This is a genomic window from Jeotgalibacillus proteolyticus (assembly GCF_050107735.1).
Classification (GTDB): domain Bacteria; phylum Bacillota; class Bacilli; order Bacillales; family Jeotgalibacillaceae; genus Jeotgalibacillus; species Jeotgalibacillus proteolyticus_A.
Genome location: NZ_JBNILO010000001.1, coordinates 415529 through 430889 on the forward strand (window position 1 = coordinate 415529; position 15361 = coordinate 430889).

The following is a 15361-nucleotide window of genomic DNA, read 5'->3' on the forward strand; positions in this document are numbered from 1 at the left end:
CTGTTAGTTGAACGAACATTGAATACCAGGAGAGGCAGGACATAAATATGAATGCGAAAGAGAATATTTTAGGAGTAAACGTAACCGCTCTCCCTGTAAATGAACTGCTCCGTGATATTGAGCGGCGGATTCAAACGAAAGAGCAGGGCAGAATTGTTGCGATCAATCCAGAGAAAATTATGATGGCCCAAAAGGATGAAAAGCTGGCTGCTCTGCTGAACCAGTCCGCTTATCAAATCCCGGATGGTGTAGGGGTATCCATTGCATCAAAATTGTTAAAAGGTTCAATAAAGTGGCGAATAACGGGTGTAGGCATGATGGAAAACCTACTTGCCCTCGCAAATCAAAAGCAATATAAAGTCTTCTTTTATGGAGCAAAAGAGCAGACCGTAGTAAAAGCAATTGAAAACATTAAACAAACATACCCGGCCATCCAAGTGGCAGGGTATGTAAATGGATATGAAAAAGACAGTAATGTCATTAAAGATAAAATCAATCAAGCAAAACCCGACATTGTGTTTGTCGCTCTTGGAAGTCCCAGACAGGAAATTTTTATTGATACACATATGCCTGCCCTCTCGGCCACTATTTTTCAGGGGGTTGGAGGCAGCTTTGATGTTTTCAGTGGTAATGTAAAAAGAGCACCGTATATATTCAGGAAATTTGGACTTGAATGGCTTTACCGCCTTTTAAGTCAGCCATCCCGCTTTAAACGACAGCTCGCCTTACCACAGTTTCTTCTATTAACCCTTAAAGAAAAACTCAGAAAAGGGAAAAATTAATATGAAAATTTTACATGTTATAAGCGGCGGAGAAACGGGTGGATCGAAGAACCATGTGTTGTCTCTTTTCGGAGGAGAGTCAGATCATCCTAAAAAGCTACTGGTTTTTCAAAAAGGAAAACTTTATGAGGAAGCAGTGGAAATGGGGATAGATGTTCATTTATTAGAACAGAGAAGCAGATATGATTTGTCCCTATTTAAAAATTTAAAAACATTTATTCAAACCAATGAGATCGATATTATTCACAGTCATGGAGCAAGGGCTAATCTGTTTATCCGTATTATTAAAAACGGACTTTCTGCGAAATGGGCCGTTACCGTTCACAGCGATCCGGATTTGGATTTTATGCATAACAAGAAAATGAGCAGACTCTTTTCTGCATTGAATAAATGGTCTCTCGCGAAGACAGACCGAATTTTTGCAGTTTCAGACCGTTTCAAAACAATGCTCATAAATTACGGGATTGATGATAAGAAAATCGTTTCTATTTATAATGGAATTTCATTTGATCGTAAAAAGGTAAATGGCAGCCGTAAATCCATGAATTTGAAAGAAGAAGATTTTGTCGCAGCGATTGTCGCCCGTCTCCATCCTGTAAAGGGACATTCCACTCTTTTTAAAGCAATTGCATCGATCAAAGAGAAAATAAATTTGACCGTTCTGATTGTTGGAGAAGGAGAGCGCAAAAAGATCTTACTTGAACAGGCAAAACAGCTCGGTATAGAAGAGAAACTTAAATTTCTCGGCTTTCGCAAAGATATTGATCAGATTTTTTCGATTTCGGATGTCTCCCTGTTAACGTCAAAAAGTGAAAGTTTTCCTCTTGTCCTACTGGAATCAGCAAGAGAAGAAACAACGGTTATTACAACTGATGTTGGCGGGGTTAGATCACTGATCCCTGATGAATCGTATGGCTGGGTAATCCCCATTGAAGATGAGTCAGCATTGGCAAATGCACTTGTGGAGGCGTATCAACTCAAGCAAAACAGTCAGCTTGAAGCAAAAGGAAAGAAACTAAGAGCTCATGCTGAAAGCAATTTTTCGGTAGAGCAGCTGCAGGAATCAGTGGAAAAAGAATATAGAAAAATTCTTATAACATGAAACTTCTTCTGTTTATATACGTCTAACTTATATGAAAGTGGTTTATATTAACAAAATCCAACCATTTATGCGGGTTTTATTTACTTTGGATAATGGTATAATAAATTACAGTGTGCAGACTCTAGAATTGATAAATGAAGTAAACAGGCAGTAAAGGAGGTAAGGCATGTTATACGTTGCTGTGGCATTAGCTTTTGCACTATCAATACTTTTAACTCCATTAGTTAAGAAATTTGCAGTTGCTATTGGAGCTACCGATACACCAGACGCTAGAAAAGTTCACAAAAAGATTATGCCTCGTATGGGAGGATTAGCCATATTTTTAAGCTTTAGCATTGCATTGATTTTTACAATGCCGGAAGGTCCATACACATGGCCAATTTTAGCTGGCGCAGGAATTATCATCCTCACTGGAGCGTTAGACGATCTTTTCCAGCTGCCCCCTAAGATGAAAGTTCTTGGTCAACTGATCGCAGCCTTGATCGTTATTTTATGGGGAGGCGTACAGGTAGAATTCATTAATCTTCCATTTGGTGGAAGGCTGGAGTTTGGCTACTTTTCCATTCCATTAACACTCCTTTGGATTATCGGCATCACGAACGCAATAAACTTGATTGATGGTCTGGACGGGTTAGCAGCAGGTGTTTCTTCCATTGCACTGCTGACTATTTCAATTATGGCCATGATTATGGGTGATGCTTATGTCATGATATTCGGATCAATATTAGCCGCCAGTACTATCGGATTTTTATTTTATAATTTCCATCCAGCTAAAATTTTTATGGGAGACACCGGATCACTATTTTTAGGCTTTATGATTTCGGTCTTGGCTCTTCTTGGCTTTAAAAATATTACGGTAATTTCATTGTTAATTCCAATACTGATCTTAGGTGTGCCGATTTCTGATACCTTCTTTGCCATCATCAGAAGAATTGTAAACAAGCAGCCAATTTCAGCACCGGACAAGTCCCACTTGCACCATTGTTTGCTGAATGCCGGTTTTTCGCATAAAGAAACAGTACTTGTTATATACGGTATAGCAATTATGTTTAGTATGTCAGCCTTTATTTTTTCACAGTCCACTTTATGGGGAGCGCTGCTAGTCATTGCAGTAGTCCTGGCGGCACTTGGATTAATTGTGGAAAGTGTCGGCCTTTTAGGAAAAGATCAGAAACCATTTATTAACTTTGTAAGGTCAAGGGGCAAATAAATATTTAGATTAAGAGATTCAATTTTCTACACTGGATAAAGACCATTATGGTTTTTATCCAGTTTTTTTGTAAAGATTTTATTTTATATACATTATATTCTAAATATATAGATATATTTCTATTACTACTATATACTCTTAGTGTAATCCTATCGTAATATGTCGATTACACTATACTTTATGAGCGGGGAGAAGTGAAAAAATGAAAAGCAAGTGGGGAATGGTTTCATCGATGGCTTTGGTTGGAAGTCTACTAGTAAGTCAATCTGCTTTAGCAACGGGAGAATCACCGGTGAAGAACAGTGGAGATTTGAGGATGAATAAGGCGGAAGAAGGTTTTTCCACAGAAACCGAGCCTAATAATTCCTTCGACCAATCTAATCATATTACGGTAGACGATATTGTATCGGGAACTCTTGTAAAAGACGATCGTGATTATTTTACGTTCGAAGTTGACAGCAGTGAATCTGTTTATTTTTTCGGTGGAGCAGCAGCAGTCAATGAGACTACTGAAATGGATCTTAAAGTAGAATTATTTAATGAAGAACGTGATGCCGTAACAGTAGATGAAGAGTATGGCGAAGATGGAGAACTCTTTGAATTTGGGGTTGAGTTAGAGCCTGGAACTTACTATTTGGCTGTTTCTGATGAAAATAATGTAACCGATGAAGAAGAATACCTGTTATTTTCCAGCTTTATTACAGACGAACCAACTATCGACCGCATTTCGGGTTCTGACCGTTATGAAACAGCAGTTGAAATTGCAAAAGCAGGATGGTATGAAGGGGATACTTCTGAATTGATTTTAGCAACAGGAATGGATTTTCCTGACGCACTTGCAGCTTCACCACTCGCTTATTCTTACGGAGCTCCAATTCTATTAACTAAAAAGGACACAATTCCTGACGTCGTAAAAGAAGCGATCAGCTATTTTGATCCAGAACATATTACGATTATTGGGGGAAGCAAAGCTGTCTCATATGATGTACAAACATACCTAGAAGAAACAATGGAAATAGATACAGATCGAATTTCAGGTGAGAATCGCTATGAAACGGCAGCAATGATTGCAGCTGAACTGCCAGGTGATGAAACGGCCTACGTGGTAAATGGAAGTAACTATCCTGATGCTCTTTCCATTGCTCCATACGCTGCTTCTATGGAAAGTCCGATTCTGCTAACAAGAGCAGATGTTCTTCCTGAAGTAACAGAATCTGCTTTAGAAGGATTCAATGATAGCTGGGCTGTTGGAGGTACACTTGCAATCAGTAATGAAGTAATGGGTGAATTGCCAAAAGCCAAGCGTGTGGCAGGTAAAGACCGATATGCTACATCAGTTCAAATTGTAAAACAACTTAAAATGGATGCAAGCTATGTAAGTCTTGCAACTGGAGAAAACTTTGCAGATGCACTTACAGGTTCTGTTCTTTCAGCTCAATACGGAGAGCCGGTTCTTTTAACCAAAAAGAACAGCCTTCCAGCATCAGTGAAAAAACTTTTTAAAGATCGTACTCCATACTATTACACATTATACGGTGGCACGCTTGCTATTAGTAAAGAAGTGGAAGAAGAACTTATGACGATCAACCGTTAAAAAGAAGAATGCCAGCCGATGCTGGCATTCTTTTTTCATATATTGCTAGTGTATAAGGTGAATGAATAAGAGGGGAGTTTACTATTATTTATACTATCCTCTTTTTTATAAATTTTCTATTATACAAAATGGAGATGTATGACGTGTAATAAATTTTCTATATTCATAAAAAGTGAAAAGCCGCTAGTCCTCTCAAAGATAGAGGAAGGACTGGCGACTTAAAAACATTAGGTATTTAATTTATCTGGTATGAACTTTTTATTTTATTACCAGCTTGAATTTGAATCTACTTCGCTGTCTTCCTGTTCATCATCTGATTCATAGGAATCTTCGCTATTTGGATTATTGGAAGCAAGAAGCGGCATATCTAAATGCTCCCTCAACTCAGCCTTTATACTCTCTAAATCCTCTTCATAAGGTTGGTAATAATAAACACCACTATACATTACGCCTTCTCCTTGAAGAGTTTTCATATCCACATCAAGGTTAGAATTTGAAGCATAAGCTATAAACGATTTCATTTCTTCAAAGCGCATATTCGTCTTCATATTATCCCCGATTGCTTCAATAACATTGGCATATTTATTTATCGATCCAATGGAAGTGGTTTTGTCCAATATCGCTTCCATAACCTCCAGTTGTCTTCCGCCTCGAGCCACATCACTGTCATAAGAGCGTGTACGTGAAAATGCCAAAGCTTCTTCACCGTTCAATACCTGACGTCCTTCTTTCAATTCAATAGCATTGTAACTGTCCTCAGAATCCATTTCTGAGATATCAAATGGCACGTCCACTTCCACGCCGTCCAGTGCCTCCACAATGTCGATAAAAGCATAGAAATTCATTCGAACGTAATAGTCTACTGGAACGTCAAGCAAACCTTCTACTGATTCCATTGAGGCATTAGGACCTCCGTATGCATGCGCATGATTAATTTTATCCTCCTGCTGTGTTTCAGGTATATACGTAAGCGTGTCACGCGGGATGCTTACGAGTTTGACCGTTTTGTCTTTATTATTGAGAGTGGCCAGGATCATTGCATCTGTTCGGGTGTTGCCGCCTTCAAATCCGGCTGTTCCTGATCTTTTTTCACTTTCATCAATGCCCAGGAATAAGATGGACACATTATCAGTGGCAGGGTCGACCATTTCTTCCCTCATGTCAGATTGGGCGCGGCCTTCAAGTTCCTGATATGAACCGTCAGCAGCATTTTTTGCTTTAAAATATAAATATCCGCTATAGCCAATTGCTGAAACAGCCAAAAGCATAATCGGCAGAAGAATCATGATGACACGTTTCCTCAATTTTCTTTTCTTTTTATACGTTTTTCTATCCATTGTGTGTAATGGCTCCTTTAATGGTTAATTTATTGTTTAAACCGAAGGGCAGCGCAATACGATCTATTATTGTTAGGATCACTACTAGTCAAGAGATTTGCTTTTAACAGCCCAACCTCTATTCTACTCTTTTTCCGCTTTTCAGTAAAATGAAACTTTCGTTACAGTTTAATTGCGTTTTTAACTTCAGGTAATGTTTTCCTCCACATACAATTGGTGTCCAACTTCTATCTTTGATTGGCCGTTTGTAAGATTCGTCATCCATTCTTCAAAGTCCTCAATCGCATCTTCTGCTACATGCGTTTCTATAACAACTTCTTCTAAGTAATGGATGTCATGGAGGAGGTAAGAAGAGGAGCGGATTTCATTTTCTAATTTGCCAAGCCACGTATAGTCAATGGTGGTGCTGACAAGAGAATGAAGTGTGCGCTCTACGATACCAGCTGCATTAATTCCTTCTGTCACAGAACGTCCGTATGCTCTGATGAGGCCTCCGCCTCCCAGCTTAATTCCCCCGAAGTAGCGGGTCACGACGACAGCCGTGTCTTTTAGATCCCGTTTTTTTAACACTTCCAGCATAGGGACTCCTGCTGTGCCGGATGGCTCTCCGTCATCATTCGCTTTTTGTATAAGATTATGTTCGCCGATCATGTATGCCGAACAATTATGATTTGCTGAAGGATGCTTCCGTTTGATTTCCTGAATAAAGGCAAGCGCGTCTTCCTCTGTTTCAACTCTTTGAACGGTTGTTATAAATCTGGATTTTTCAATAATAATTTCATTTTCCCCTTTTCTTGCGATTGTACGATATTTATTGAGCATATATATGGCACTCCTTTATCATTTTTCGTAGTTATATTACACCATTATAACAATAAACGATGATTTTCGTCATAACACCGTAATTTGAAAAGAAGGTGAAATGTCATATGCGTCAATTGTAATGATACTTTAATATCGCGACATTCTAATGGTGGTATAATAGACTAGGTTCAGGTTTGTGTAGATGCTTAGGAAATTATTATTCTAAGAAAGTAAATACACCGATGAATTCCGACATTTACTGCGTCAAAAACATATACTGAGGAACACTTTCTTTTTTCCTGGATAAACAGTATAATTTTTTACAAAGACACTATGTAAATAGGAAGGAGTCTGAATTGTGTCCGCAACTAGTTTGGATTCCCAAATGCTTGACATCATTTTGGGTAAAATGATCGATACAGTGGACCAAAGCAAATCAGATATTTTTGAAATTGGGGAGCAAACGCGGAATGATTATGAAGGGCTAGTAAAAGAGCTTAGTCAAATCAGGGAGAAAATTACCACTGTAATTTATGAGGGTGATGACCTTGAAAGGCGATCACGATTTGCCCGTAAGCGGCTGGCTGAAGTCAGTCACCATTTTAAAAATTTCTCTGAAGAGCAAGTCCGCCAAGCGTACGAAACGGCTCATGATCTCCAGATACAGCTTTCGGTAAACAGACAGGAAGAAAAACAGCTTCGCAGCCGCAGAGACGAGCTGGAACGAAGGCTGCAAAGCATGCTGGACACGATTGAAAGAGCGGAGAACCTGGTAACACAGATATCTGCAGTTCTTACCTATTTAAACAGTGATTTAAAACAAATGGGTGCAGCCCTGCAGGATGCAAAACAAAAACAGGAATTTGGCATCCAAATTATTGAAGCTCAAGAAGAAGAACGAAAAAGGCTTTCCCGGGAAATACATGATGGACCGGCTCAGCTCATGGCAAATGTCCTGATGCGTTCTGATTTAATTGAACGGGTCTATAGGGACAAAGGAGCGCAGGAAGCCTTCCTTGAGATTAAGAGTTTAAAGAAAATGGTTCGCTCTGCGCTTTCAGAAGTGCGGCGTATTATTTATGATCTCAGACCAATGGCTCTTGATGACCTCGGACTTGTGCCAACGTTAAGAAAATACCTTAGTTCAATTGAAGAGTACAGCAACGGTACGAAATTATTGTTTCACCAAATAGGCGAAGAGTCACGATTACATCCCAAGTACGAAGTATCCTTGTTTCGTCTTGTCCAAGAGTCAGTTCAAAATGCCCTGAAGCATGCACAGGCTACTGAAATTTCCGTTAAAGTGGAAATCCGGCAGGACCGGATCACAGTCGTTATTAAAGATAACGGAAAAGGATTTGATCCTTCTCAAAAAAAACAGGGGTCTTTTGGTTTAATAGGCATGAGAGAACGGGTAGAATTGCTTGCAGGAGAAATTACAGTCAATTCTAAACCGGGATCCGGCACCCTTATTATGATTCAAGTACCGCTTTAAAGGATTTTATATGATCAAGGAGGAAAATATATATGACAAGAATACTAATCATTGATGATCATCAACTTTTTCGTGAAGGCGTAAAACGAATCTTGGATTTTGAAAAATCCTTTGAAGTAGTGGCTGAAGGGGACGATGGTTCTCAAGCAATTGATTTATATGACACGCATCAGCCGGATGTTGTCCTGATGGATATAAATATGCCGGAAGTTAATGGGGTTGAAGCTACAAAAACGCTCATTGAAAATTTCCCTGAGGCGAAAGTCATCATCTTATCGATTCATGACGACGAAAACTATGTTTCTCATGCCCTGAAGTCAGGAGCTTTGGGCTATATGCTGAAGGAAATGGACGCGGATGCGCTCATTGATGCAATTAAAACGGTAACTGATGGGGGATCTTACCTGCATCCTAAAGTAACCGTTAATCTTGTCAACGAGTTCCGCAGACTTGCCGATGCTGAATTTACAGGTAATTTTCAGCAGGTGGAAGTACGCCGCCCGCTGCATCTGTTAACGAAACGTGAATGTGAAGTGCTTCAAATGCTTGCAGACGGCAAGAGCAACCGCGGCATTGGCGAAGGCTTATACATTTCCGAAAAAACAGTCAAAAACCATGTAAGCAATATTCTTCAAAAAATGAATGTAAACGACCGGACTCAAGCCGTTGTAACCGCCATAAAAAACGGCTGGGTGGAAGTGCGGTAATTATTAAAAAAGAAGGATTGCCTCCAATCAGGCAATCCTTTTTTGTTAGAGCATAAACACCAATGGAATGACGAAGGCGGGCGAATATTGCCTGGGAAATGTCGGTTTATTGGATAGAATGCTGGGTGTTTCAGTTAATCAGACTGATTATTCCAGCACAAGCATTTAATTTAACACGTCATTTTCTTCTTCGCGCAAAGTCGACAAACTTAAACTTATCCAGACGGTGCCTCGATTCTGTATATTGGAAAATAGTCGTATCTTCCAAATGCACATAGTTTCGTACGAGTACAATATGGCTGTAGCCATCAAGGTCAAGAAGCGCACGATCTTCATCTGTAGCCAGTTCCACTGTAATTTCTTTTTTTGCATAGGAGATCTTCAGGCCTAAATGATTCTCCAAATGGGCATAAATAGAATCACTGCAGATCTCTTCAGTAAGAGAGGGAACGCTTGACTGTAAAAGCCAATCTTTATCGAGAATAACGCGTTCGCCGTCAATGGTACGTGCGCGCACAATTTCCCAAACCAGCGACTCTTTCTCACATTCCAATTGCGGCGAGAGCCAGTCTTCTGCTTCTGTTAATTCAAGCTTATGGACGGTCGTAGTGATATTTCTGCCAAGGGACTGCTGAAGCTCCTTGAAACTTACTAGACCCGAGACTGGAAAGGTCATTTTGCTGACATCCAGTACTAAAGAGCCCTTGCCCTGCATCTTTTGTATAAATCCATTTTGAGATAACAAAGTAAGCGCTTTACGAATGGTTTCACGGGAAGTATCAAAGCGCTCGCAAAGCTCATGTTCTGAAGGAAGAAGCGAGTTAGGTTCATAGATTCCCTGCTTAATTTCTCCTGATAATTCTTGAAAAATGTTCATATATTTATTGGTTGTTGCCATATAAGATCACCCTGTTTTATTGTATCATAATGGAAGGAAGCAGGGTACAACCCACAATACATCCGTGAAACGACTATAGAGAAGGGACGATCCAGCCTATGACACACAAAAAAATGAGGACTGCACTAGGAGCCGGCTTGCTTGCTTTACTTCTGGCTGCCTGCAGCGGTGATGAAACGAACGATAATACAGGTTCCATTAACGATGGTCAAAGCGGTGAGGGACTTGATACACATACGCAGTCTGAAGTGCCTGAAGCAGCAGAAGGAGATTCAGAAATCGGTTTTGAAATGAACAGCGAGGGAGAGGTGGAAAAAGCAGAAGATGTTCCACCAGAGGAAGAAGAGGAAATTCTATCCCTTTTCGATAAATACATCAGTACTTTTAATGAAAAAGATATTGAGGGATACCTCCAACTGCTGCGAACAGGGGATGGCTACTTTAACGAAGAGGAAGAACGTGCTGCTCTTGAGGAAGTGTTTGAATCTTTTGACGTTGAGCGTGAAGTGAAATTGAAAACGATCAACGAATATAAGGAAGAAGAAGCACATGTGTTTGCCAATTTGAGCCTAACCACTACAGATTCCGAAAGTGGTACAGAGGTGACCAGAACCGGTCGTCAGATCACCGTTTTTCATTTAGTGGAGGATAAATGGAAAATCGCGTCTGTTCATTTTATGGCAGATCCTGAATAAACATAATAAAAGCCGGCCCTTAAACGTTTAAGGGCCGGCTTTTTTGATTTTATCGTTATAAATCTTAGCTTCATTTCCAACGGCTATTTATTCCTGCAATTTTTACAGACTTTTAGAACGTCCTTAGACGGACTGACATGAGAATGCAGCAATTTAATGCCGGTTTTCTTGCATTTCGGGCAGGTGCCGCGATAGGGTTCTCCACTCTTAAGAGCTCGTTTTTTTAAAATTTTTCCTCGATTGCTTTTCGCCATGGTCATCCATCCTCATTGGGTACTTTCTTTTAGTTAATGATCAGAAAGCGAAAGGGGGGTGGGCTGGAGCCTTGATTCAAAAAATTATACAAAAAAACGTTCAATCCACACAGGACTGAACGCTTTTTTATGTTACCATATGCTATTTTTTAAGCCGAAAGACAATGGATTCGTACGGGCGAAGTTCATAGGAATCCGCAGAGCCATTGACGTTGTCATAGTTGCCGATCAGAACAGAGCGGTCAGAAAAATGGCTTAATCTCTGGGCTGTCTCAGAAGGCAGCTTAAATTGTACAGGGCTTTCATAAAAATTATTCACTACAAGTAGTGATTCTTCCTCTGTATTTCGCGTATAAGCAAAAACAGCCGGATCATCCGCTAGAAGCAATTCATAATTTCCATTTGTAATGATGTCATACTCTTTGCGCAGCGCATTCAGCTTTTGATAATGGTAAAAAACGGACTGAGAATCTGCGACCGCTGCTTCTGCATTAATGTCTTTGTAATTATTAGCCACGGGAATCCAAGGTGTGCCAGTCGTGAATCCGCCGTTTTCTTCTGCATTCCATTGAACCGGCGTACGTGAATTGTCCCGTGATTTCTGATTAAGAATGGCTAAGATTTCTTCGTTTGAATGCTCGGTCTCAATCAGCTGTTTATAAATATTCAAAGACTCGACATCGCGATAGTCTTTAATAGTTTTAAAGTGAGGGTTGGTCATGCCGAACTCTTCACCCTGATAAATATAAGGCGTTCCCTGCATCATATGAATGGTTGTTGCCAGCATTTTAGCTGATTCTGTACGATACTTTCCGTCATTTCCGTAGCGGGAAACGATTCTCGGCTGGTCATGGTTGCACCAGAAAAGGGCATTCCAGCCGCCGCCTTCATTCATGCCGACTTGCCAGGTGGATAAAATATCCTTCAGCTTAACAAAATCAAAATCAGCAACAGTCCATTTTTCTCCATTTGGATAATCCACTTTTAAATGATGGAAATTGAACGTCATACTCAGCTCTTCGCGTTCAGGATTAGAGTACTTGATGCAGTGATCGATCGTAGTGGAAGACATTTCGCCTACTGTCAGCAGATCATGCTTTGAAAATACTTCACGGTTCATTTCATGCATATATTCGTGTACTTTAGGTCCGTCAGTGTAAAATTTACGGCCATCTCCATCGCCATCCTCATCAGGGAATGACTGATCCTTAGAAATTAAGTTGATTACGTCGAGACGGAAGCCATCGACGCCTTTTTCCGCCCAGTAATTCATCATGTCATACAGCTTTTCACGAACAGCTTCGTTTTCCCAGTTCAGATCGGCCTGCGTAACATCAAATAAATGCAAATAATACTGGCCTGTCTTTTCGTCCTGCTTCCAGGCATTGCCTCCGAATTTAGACACCCAGTTGGTTGGAGGGTTTCCGTTCTCTTGCGCGTCCTTCCAAATATAAAAATCACGGTATTCATTGTCTTTAGACTTGCGGGACTCAACAAACCACTCATGCTCCGTAGACGTGTGATTAATGACAATGTCCATTATAATTTTAATTCCTCGATCATGCGCTTCAGAGAGCATCCGGTCAAAATCATCCATTGTTCCGTATTCTTCGTGAATGCTGAAATAGTCACTGATGTCATAGCCATTATCATTTTGCGGAGACTTATAAGGCGGAGTCAGCCAAAGCACATCCACCCCAAGTTTCTTTAAATAATCCAGCTTCTCTGTAATTCCGTTTAAATCCCCGACGCCATTTCCTGTCGTATCATTAAAACTCTTCGGATAAATTTGATACACAACCGCTTTTTTCCACCATTCCATACGTGAATCACTCCTTGAAAATGAATTTAACAATTGAACTTAATTTTATATTGGATATTCTTTAGTCAAGTAAAGGGGCCTGGCCCCTTTACTTAGATAAAGCTTTTATTACAAACAAAGCGTCCGCTGAAATTGCTGCGAACGCTTTTGGTTGTTAGTCTTCGAGTTTTCCTTTTTTAATGAATAGGCCATAAAGAAGGGTTAGGACAAATGGCACAACAATTGCGATCGCCATCCCAATGCTGAAGATCAGCCAGAATTCTTTTTGAATGGAGATAATTCCAGGTACACCGCCGACACCGATCGAGTTGGCCAGAACAAAGTTAGCGCCGAGCAGAAGCCCTGCGATACCCGATCCAGTCAGTGCAAAGATAAACGGAAAACGGTAGCGGAGGTTTACACCGAACAGGGCAGGTTCCGTTACCCCAAGCCAAGCTGATATACCTGAGGAACTCGCTAGACCTTTCAGTTTTTCATCCTGTTTTTTCGTAAAGAATGTCAATGCGAAAATCGCAAACGCTGCTGAGCCTTGTGCAATATTCGATAAAGCAAGAATAGGCCACAGGAACGTTCCGTTAATATTACTTGAAATCAGCTGAAGATCTACAGGAAGGAATGTATGGTGCATTCCTGTAATAACAAGCACTCCATATGTCGCGCCGTAAACTAAACCGCCGAGCCATCCAAAGTTGTTAAAGATCCAGATCACGCCATCTGCAATAGCTGTTCCGGCAGCAAATGTTAAAGGTCCGATTGCGATAAATGCAGCAAGTGCTGTAATCAAAAGAGAAACTGGAGCTACAACGAGAAGCTTAATGGAATCATGTACTTTCCGATTCAGGAACTTTTCAATTAAAGCATATAAATAAGCTGCAAAGAGAACAGGCAGTACTTGTCCCTGATAACCAATGGATTCAACGGTCAATCCGAATAAATTCCACGTTGGAACCGTGCCTTCTCTCACTGCGTCTGGATAATCATAGGCGCTGAGTAAACCGGGATGTACAAGCACAAGTCCGAGGACAATCCCCATCAGCGGATTTCCTCCAAAGCGTTTAACTGCTGACCACCCGATTAAAGCGGGTAAAAAGTTAAACGCGGCACTGGCTATAATACTGATGACAGTGGCTAAATCCGCCCATTGAGGATACATGGCAACAAGTGATTCTTCGCCAAACAAATCTTCGACTGTCAGAACATTGTTCAGTCCCAGCAATAAACCGGCTGTCACGATTGCAGGTAAAATCGGAATAAAAATGTCTGCAAGCAATTTAATCGTACGCTGCAGAGGATTCATTTTCTTCGCCGCAGCATTTTTTACATCATCCTTGGAAACTTCCTGAATGCCCGTTTCCTCTGCCAGCACCTTATAGACCTTATCTACAAGACCCTGTCCAATGACCACCTGATACTGTCCGCTGTTCGCAAAAGATCCTTTTACAACATCAATGGACTCAAGCTTTTTCTTATCCACCTTGCTGTCATCATGCAGCACGAACCGCAGCCGTGTAACACAATGAGTGGCAGAGTCGATATTTTCTTTCCCGCCAATCGCTTCTACAATCTGGCGGACTTCCTCTCTATTCACATCACTCATCAATAACCCTCCCGTAACCGTTTTCATTTCCGTGACATTATTCCGTCCATTCATCTATTCCCTATTGGACAAAAGATAGTCCAAATTAGTCAGAAACAGCGCTTACATTTACAAACTTATCATATACGTGTATATACAAGTTGTCAATGATTAAGTGTTGTAAAAGATTTGATAAGAATTGGAGGCTTGGCTTAAAAGATACTATTCAGTTGGATGAGAAACAGGTAGAGAATTTAGTGCAGTAAGGCATTGAAGGGGCCTGGCCCCTTCAATGCCTTACTGTGCTAAAAAGAAGGAGATTATTGATAGTAAGTCGAAGGAGAGAGGGCACTTATTTTGAGAGGAGGAGTTGGAAAGTGGCAAGGAAGCGAAGAGTGTTTTTGCATTATGGCAATTATCATGTGATTTGCAGGGGGAACAGGAGGATGCAGCTGTTTTACGATGCCAGGGACTACAGAACTTATTTATCGCTAATCAGGAAGGCACACAAGCGTTATTCGTTTGATTTGCTGGCTTATTGCTTAATGCCTAATCATGTTCATCTGCTAATTCAGCCGAAGGAGGACTCACTTTCGGACATTATGAAATTAATTAACGGAGAGTATGCAATCTATTTTAATCTTAGGAGAAAAGAGGTGGGGCATGTTTTTCAGTCCCGATTTAATGAGAAACTTGTAACAGGCTCCACCTATCTGCTGGATGTTTGCCGCTACATCCACAATAATCCTGTAAAAGCTCAGCTGGCAGATCATCCTTCAAACTATCCTTGGAATAGTTACCCTTCTTATATCACCGCACACAACCCCAACAACATAGTCACCCATCACATCCTCAAATGCTTTCCTTCACCAAGCATTTATCACTTTCAAAAATTCACCGAAAAAAGATTTACTTATGACGATGGACTGCTTTAAAGGACTAAGGGGGCCAGACCCCTTTAGTCCTTTAAAGCAAAATTCTTCCTCCAAAACTGATGCATTCACCGAGTTCTTGGGCTAGAATAGGAGGATAGGGTCTGCGGACAAGTTTAGGGTCATTGAAATTTTATTGCAGGGATAGGAATG

At 40.6% G+C, this 15361-nt stretch carries 13 protein-coding genes; 8 read left to right on the plus strand and 5 right to left on the minus strand.

The genetic code is table 11. The features are described from left to right. Nucleotides 1–47 precede the first annotated feature (47 nt). From ACQCT8_RS02160 to ACQCT8_RS02175, 4 genes are all read left to right on the plus strand, one after another. Nucleotides 48–782, plus strand: coding sequence for a WecB/TagA/CpsF family glycosyltransferase (locus tag ACQCT8_RS02160; RefSeq protein ID WP_426868045.1), 735 nt, complete (start codon nucleotides 48–50; stop codon nucleotides 780–782). 1 nt (nucleotide 783) lies between these two features. Beyond that, nucleotides 784–1884, plus strand: coding sequence for a glycosyltransferase (locus tag ACQCT8_RS02165; RefSeq protein WP_426868046.1), 1101 nt, complete (start codon nucleotides 784–786; stop codon nucleotides 1882–1884). A gap of 166 nt (nucleotides 1885–2050) precedes the next feature. After that, on the plus strand, nucleotides 2051–3094 hold the full coding sequence (locus ACQCT8_RS02170) for a glycosyltransferase family 4 protein (RefSeq protein WP_426868047.1): 1044 nt from the start codon (nucleotides 2051–2053) through the stop codon (nucleotides 3092–3094). A gap of 202 nt (nucleotides 3095–3296) precedes the next feature. Beyond that, nucleotides 3297–4688 (plus strand): cell wall-binding repeat-containing protein, encoded by a 1392-nt coding sequence (locus ACQCT8_RS02175; RefSeq protein ID WP_426868048.1) that lies wholly within the window; start codon nucleotides 3297–3299, stop codon nucleotides 4686–4688. Nucleotides 4689–4954: 266 nt separating this feature from the next. On the opposite strand, the gene ACQCT8_RS02180 is transcribed toward ACQCT8_RS02175, so the two are convergent. Together ACQCT8_RS02180 and ACQCT8_RS02185 are read right to left on the minus strand one after the other, a co-directional pair. Continuing rightward, nucleotides 4955–6025, minus strand: a complete 1071-nt coding sequence (locus tag ACQCT8_RS02180; protein WP_426868049.1) for an LCP family protein — start codon at nucleotides 6023–6025, stop codon at nucleotides 4955–4957. A gap of 186 nt (nucleotides 6026–6211) precedes the next feature. After that, nucleotides 6212–6847, minus strand: a complete 636-nt coding sequence (locus ACQCT8_RS02185; protein ID WP_426868050.1) for a YigZ family protein — start codon at nucleotides 6845–6847, stop codon at nucleotides 6212–6214. Nucleotides 6848–7187: 340 nt separating this feature from the next. Between ACQCT8_RS02185 and ACQCT8_RS02190 the strand changes: the two genes are divergently transcribed. Beyond that, nucleotides 7188–8324 (plus strand): sensor histidine kinase, encoded by a 1137-nt coding sequence (locus ACQCT8_RS02190; protein WP_426868051.1) that lies wholly within the window; start codon nucleotides 7188–7190, stop codon nucleotides 8322–8324. A 32-nt stretch (nucleotides 8325–8356) separates the two neighbouring features. Further along, nucleotides 8357–9031 (plus strand): response regulator transcription factor, encoded by a 675-nt coding sequence (locus ACQCT8_RS02195; RefSeq protein ID WP_278240273.1) that lies wholly within the window; start codon nucleotides 8357–8359, stop codon nucleotides 9029–9031. Nucleotides 9032–9209: 178 nt separating this feature from the next. On the opposite strand, the gene treR is transcribed toward ACQCT8_RS02195, so the two are convergent. Then, nucleotides 9210–9929, minus strand: a complete 720-nt coding sequence (treR, locus tag ACQCT8_RS02200) for a trehalose operon repressor (protein WP_426868052.1) — start codon at nucleotides 9927–9929, stop codon at nucleotides 9210–9212. Nucleotides 9930–10027: 98 nt separating this feature from the next. On the opposite strand from treR, the gene ACQCT8_RS02205 reads away from it, so the two are divergent. Further along, nucleotides 10028–10624 carry a hypothetical protein gene (locus tag ACQCT8_RS02205; protein WP_426868053.1) on the plus strand — a complete coding sequence of 199 codons (597 nt, stop codon included), beginning with the start codon at nucleotides 10028–10030 and terminating at the stop codon, nucleotides 10622–10624. A gap of 396 nt (nucleotides 10625–11020) precedes the next feature. Here the strand turns inward: ACQCT8_RS02205 and treC are convergent, their stop codons facing one another. Together treC and treP are read right to left on the minus strand one after the other, a co-directional pair. Next, nucleotides 11021–12700 (minus strand): alpha,alpha-phosphotrehalase, encoded by a 1680-nt coding sequence (gene treC, locus ACQCT8_RS02210; RefSeq protein WP_426868054.1) that lies wholly within the window; start codon nucleotides 12698–12700, stop codon nucleotides 11021–11023. 154 nt (nucleotides 12701–12854) lie between these two features. Next, nucleotides 12855–14297, minus strand: a complete 1443-nt coding sequence (treP, locus tag ACQCT8_RS02215; RefSeq protein ID WP_426868055.1) for a PTS system trehalose-specific EIIBC component — start codon at nucleotides 14295–14297, stop codon at nucleotides 12855–12857. A 374-nt stretch (nucleotides 14298–14671) separates the two neighbouring features. Here treP and ACQCT8_RS02220 point away from each other — a divergent pair, with 374 nt between their 5' ends. Beyond that, nucleotides 14672–15211 carry an REP-associated tyrosine transposase gene (locus tag ACQCT8_RS02220; protein ID WP_426868305.1) on the plus strand — a complete coding sequence of 180 codons (540 nt, stop codon included), beginning with the start codon at nucleotides 14672–14674 and terminating at the stop codon, nucleotides 15209–15211. The last annotated feature ends 150 nt before the right edge of the window (nucleotides 15212–15361 follow it).

What these genes read in the sequence shown, in the direction of transcription:
- ACQCT8_RS02160 (WP_426868045.1), top strand. Translation starts at nt 48, where the DNA reads ATGAATGCGAAAGAGAATATTTTAGGAGTAAACGTAACCGCTCTCCCT.
- treC (WP_426868054.1), bottom strand. Translation starts at nt 12,700, where the DNA reads ATGGAATGGTGGAAAAAAGCGGTTGTGTATCAAATTTATCCGAAGAGT.
- ACQCT8_RS02180 (WP_426868049.1), bottom strand. Translation starts at nt 6,025, where the DNA reads ATGGATAGAAAAACGTATAAAAAGAAAAGAAAATTGAGGAAACGTGTC.
- treP (WP_426868055.1), bottom strand. Translation starts at nt 14,297, where the DNA reads ATGAGTGATGTGAATAGAGAGGAAGTCCGCCAGATTGTAGAAGCGATT.
- ACQCT8_RS02170 (WP_426868047.1), top strand. Translation starts at nt 2,051, where the DNA reads ATGTTATACGTTGCTGTGGCATTAGCTTTTGCACTATCAATACTTTTA.
- ACQCT8_RS02205 (WP_426868053.1), top strand. Translation starts at nt 10,028, where the DNA reads ATGACACACAAAAAAATGAGGACTGCACTAGGAGCCGGCTTGCTTGCT.
- treR (WP_426868052.1), bottom strand. Translation starts at nt 9,929, where the DNA reads ATGGCAACAACCAATAAATATATGAACATTTTTCAAGAATTATCAGGA.
- ACQCT8_RS02195 (WP_278240273.1), top strand. Translation starts at nt 8,357, where the DNA reads ATGACAAGAATACTAATCATTGATGATCATCAACTTTTTCGTGAAGGC.
- ACQCT8_RS02165 (WP_426868046.1), top strand. Translation starts at nt 784, where the DNA reads ATGAAAATTTTACATGTTATAAGCGGCGGAGAAACGGGTGGATCGAAG.
- ACQCT8_RS02185 (WP_426868050.1), bottom strand. Translation starts at nt 6,847, where the DNA reads ATGCTCAATAAATATCGTACAATCGCAAGAAAAGGGGAAAATGAAATT.
- ACQCT8_RS02175 (WP_426868048.1), top strand. Translation starts at nt 3,297, where the DNA reads ATGAAAAGCAAGTGGGGAATGGTTTCATCGATGGCTTTGGTTGGAAGT.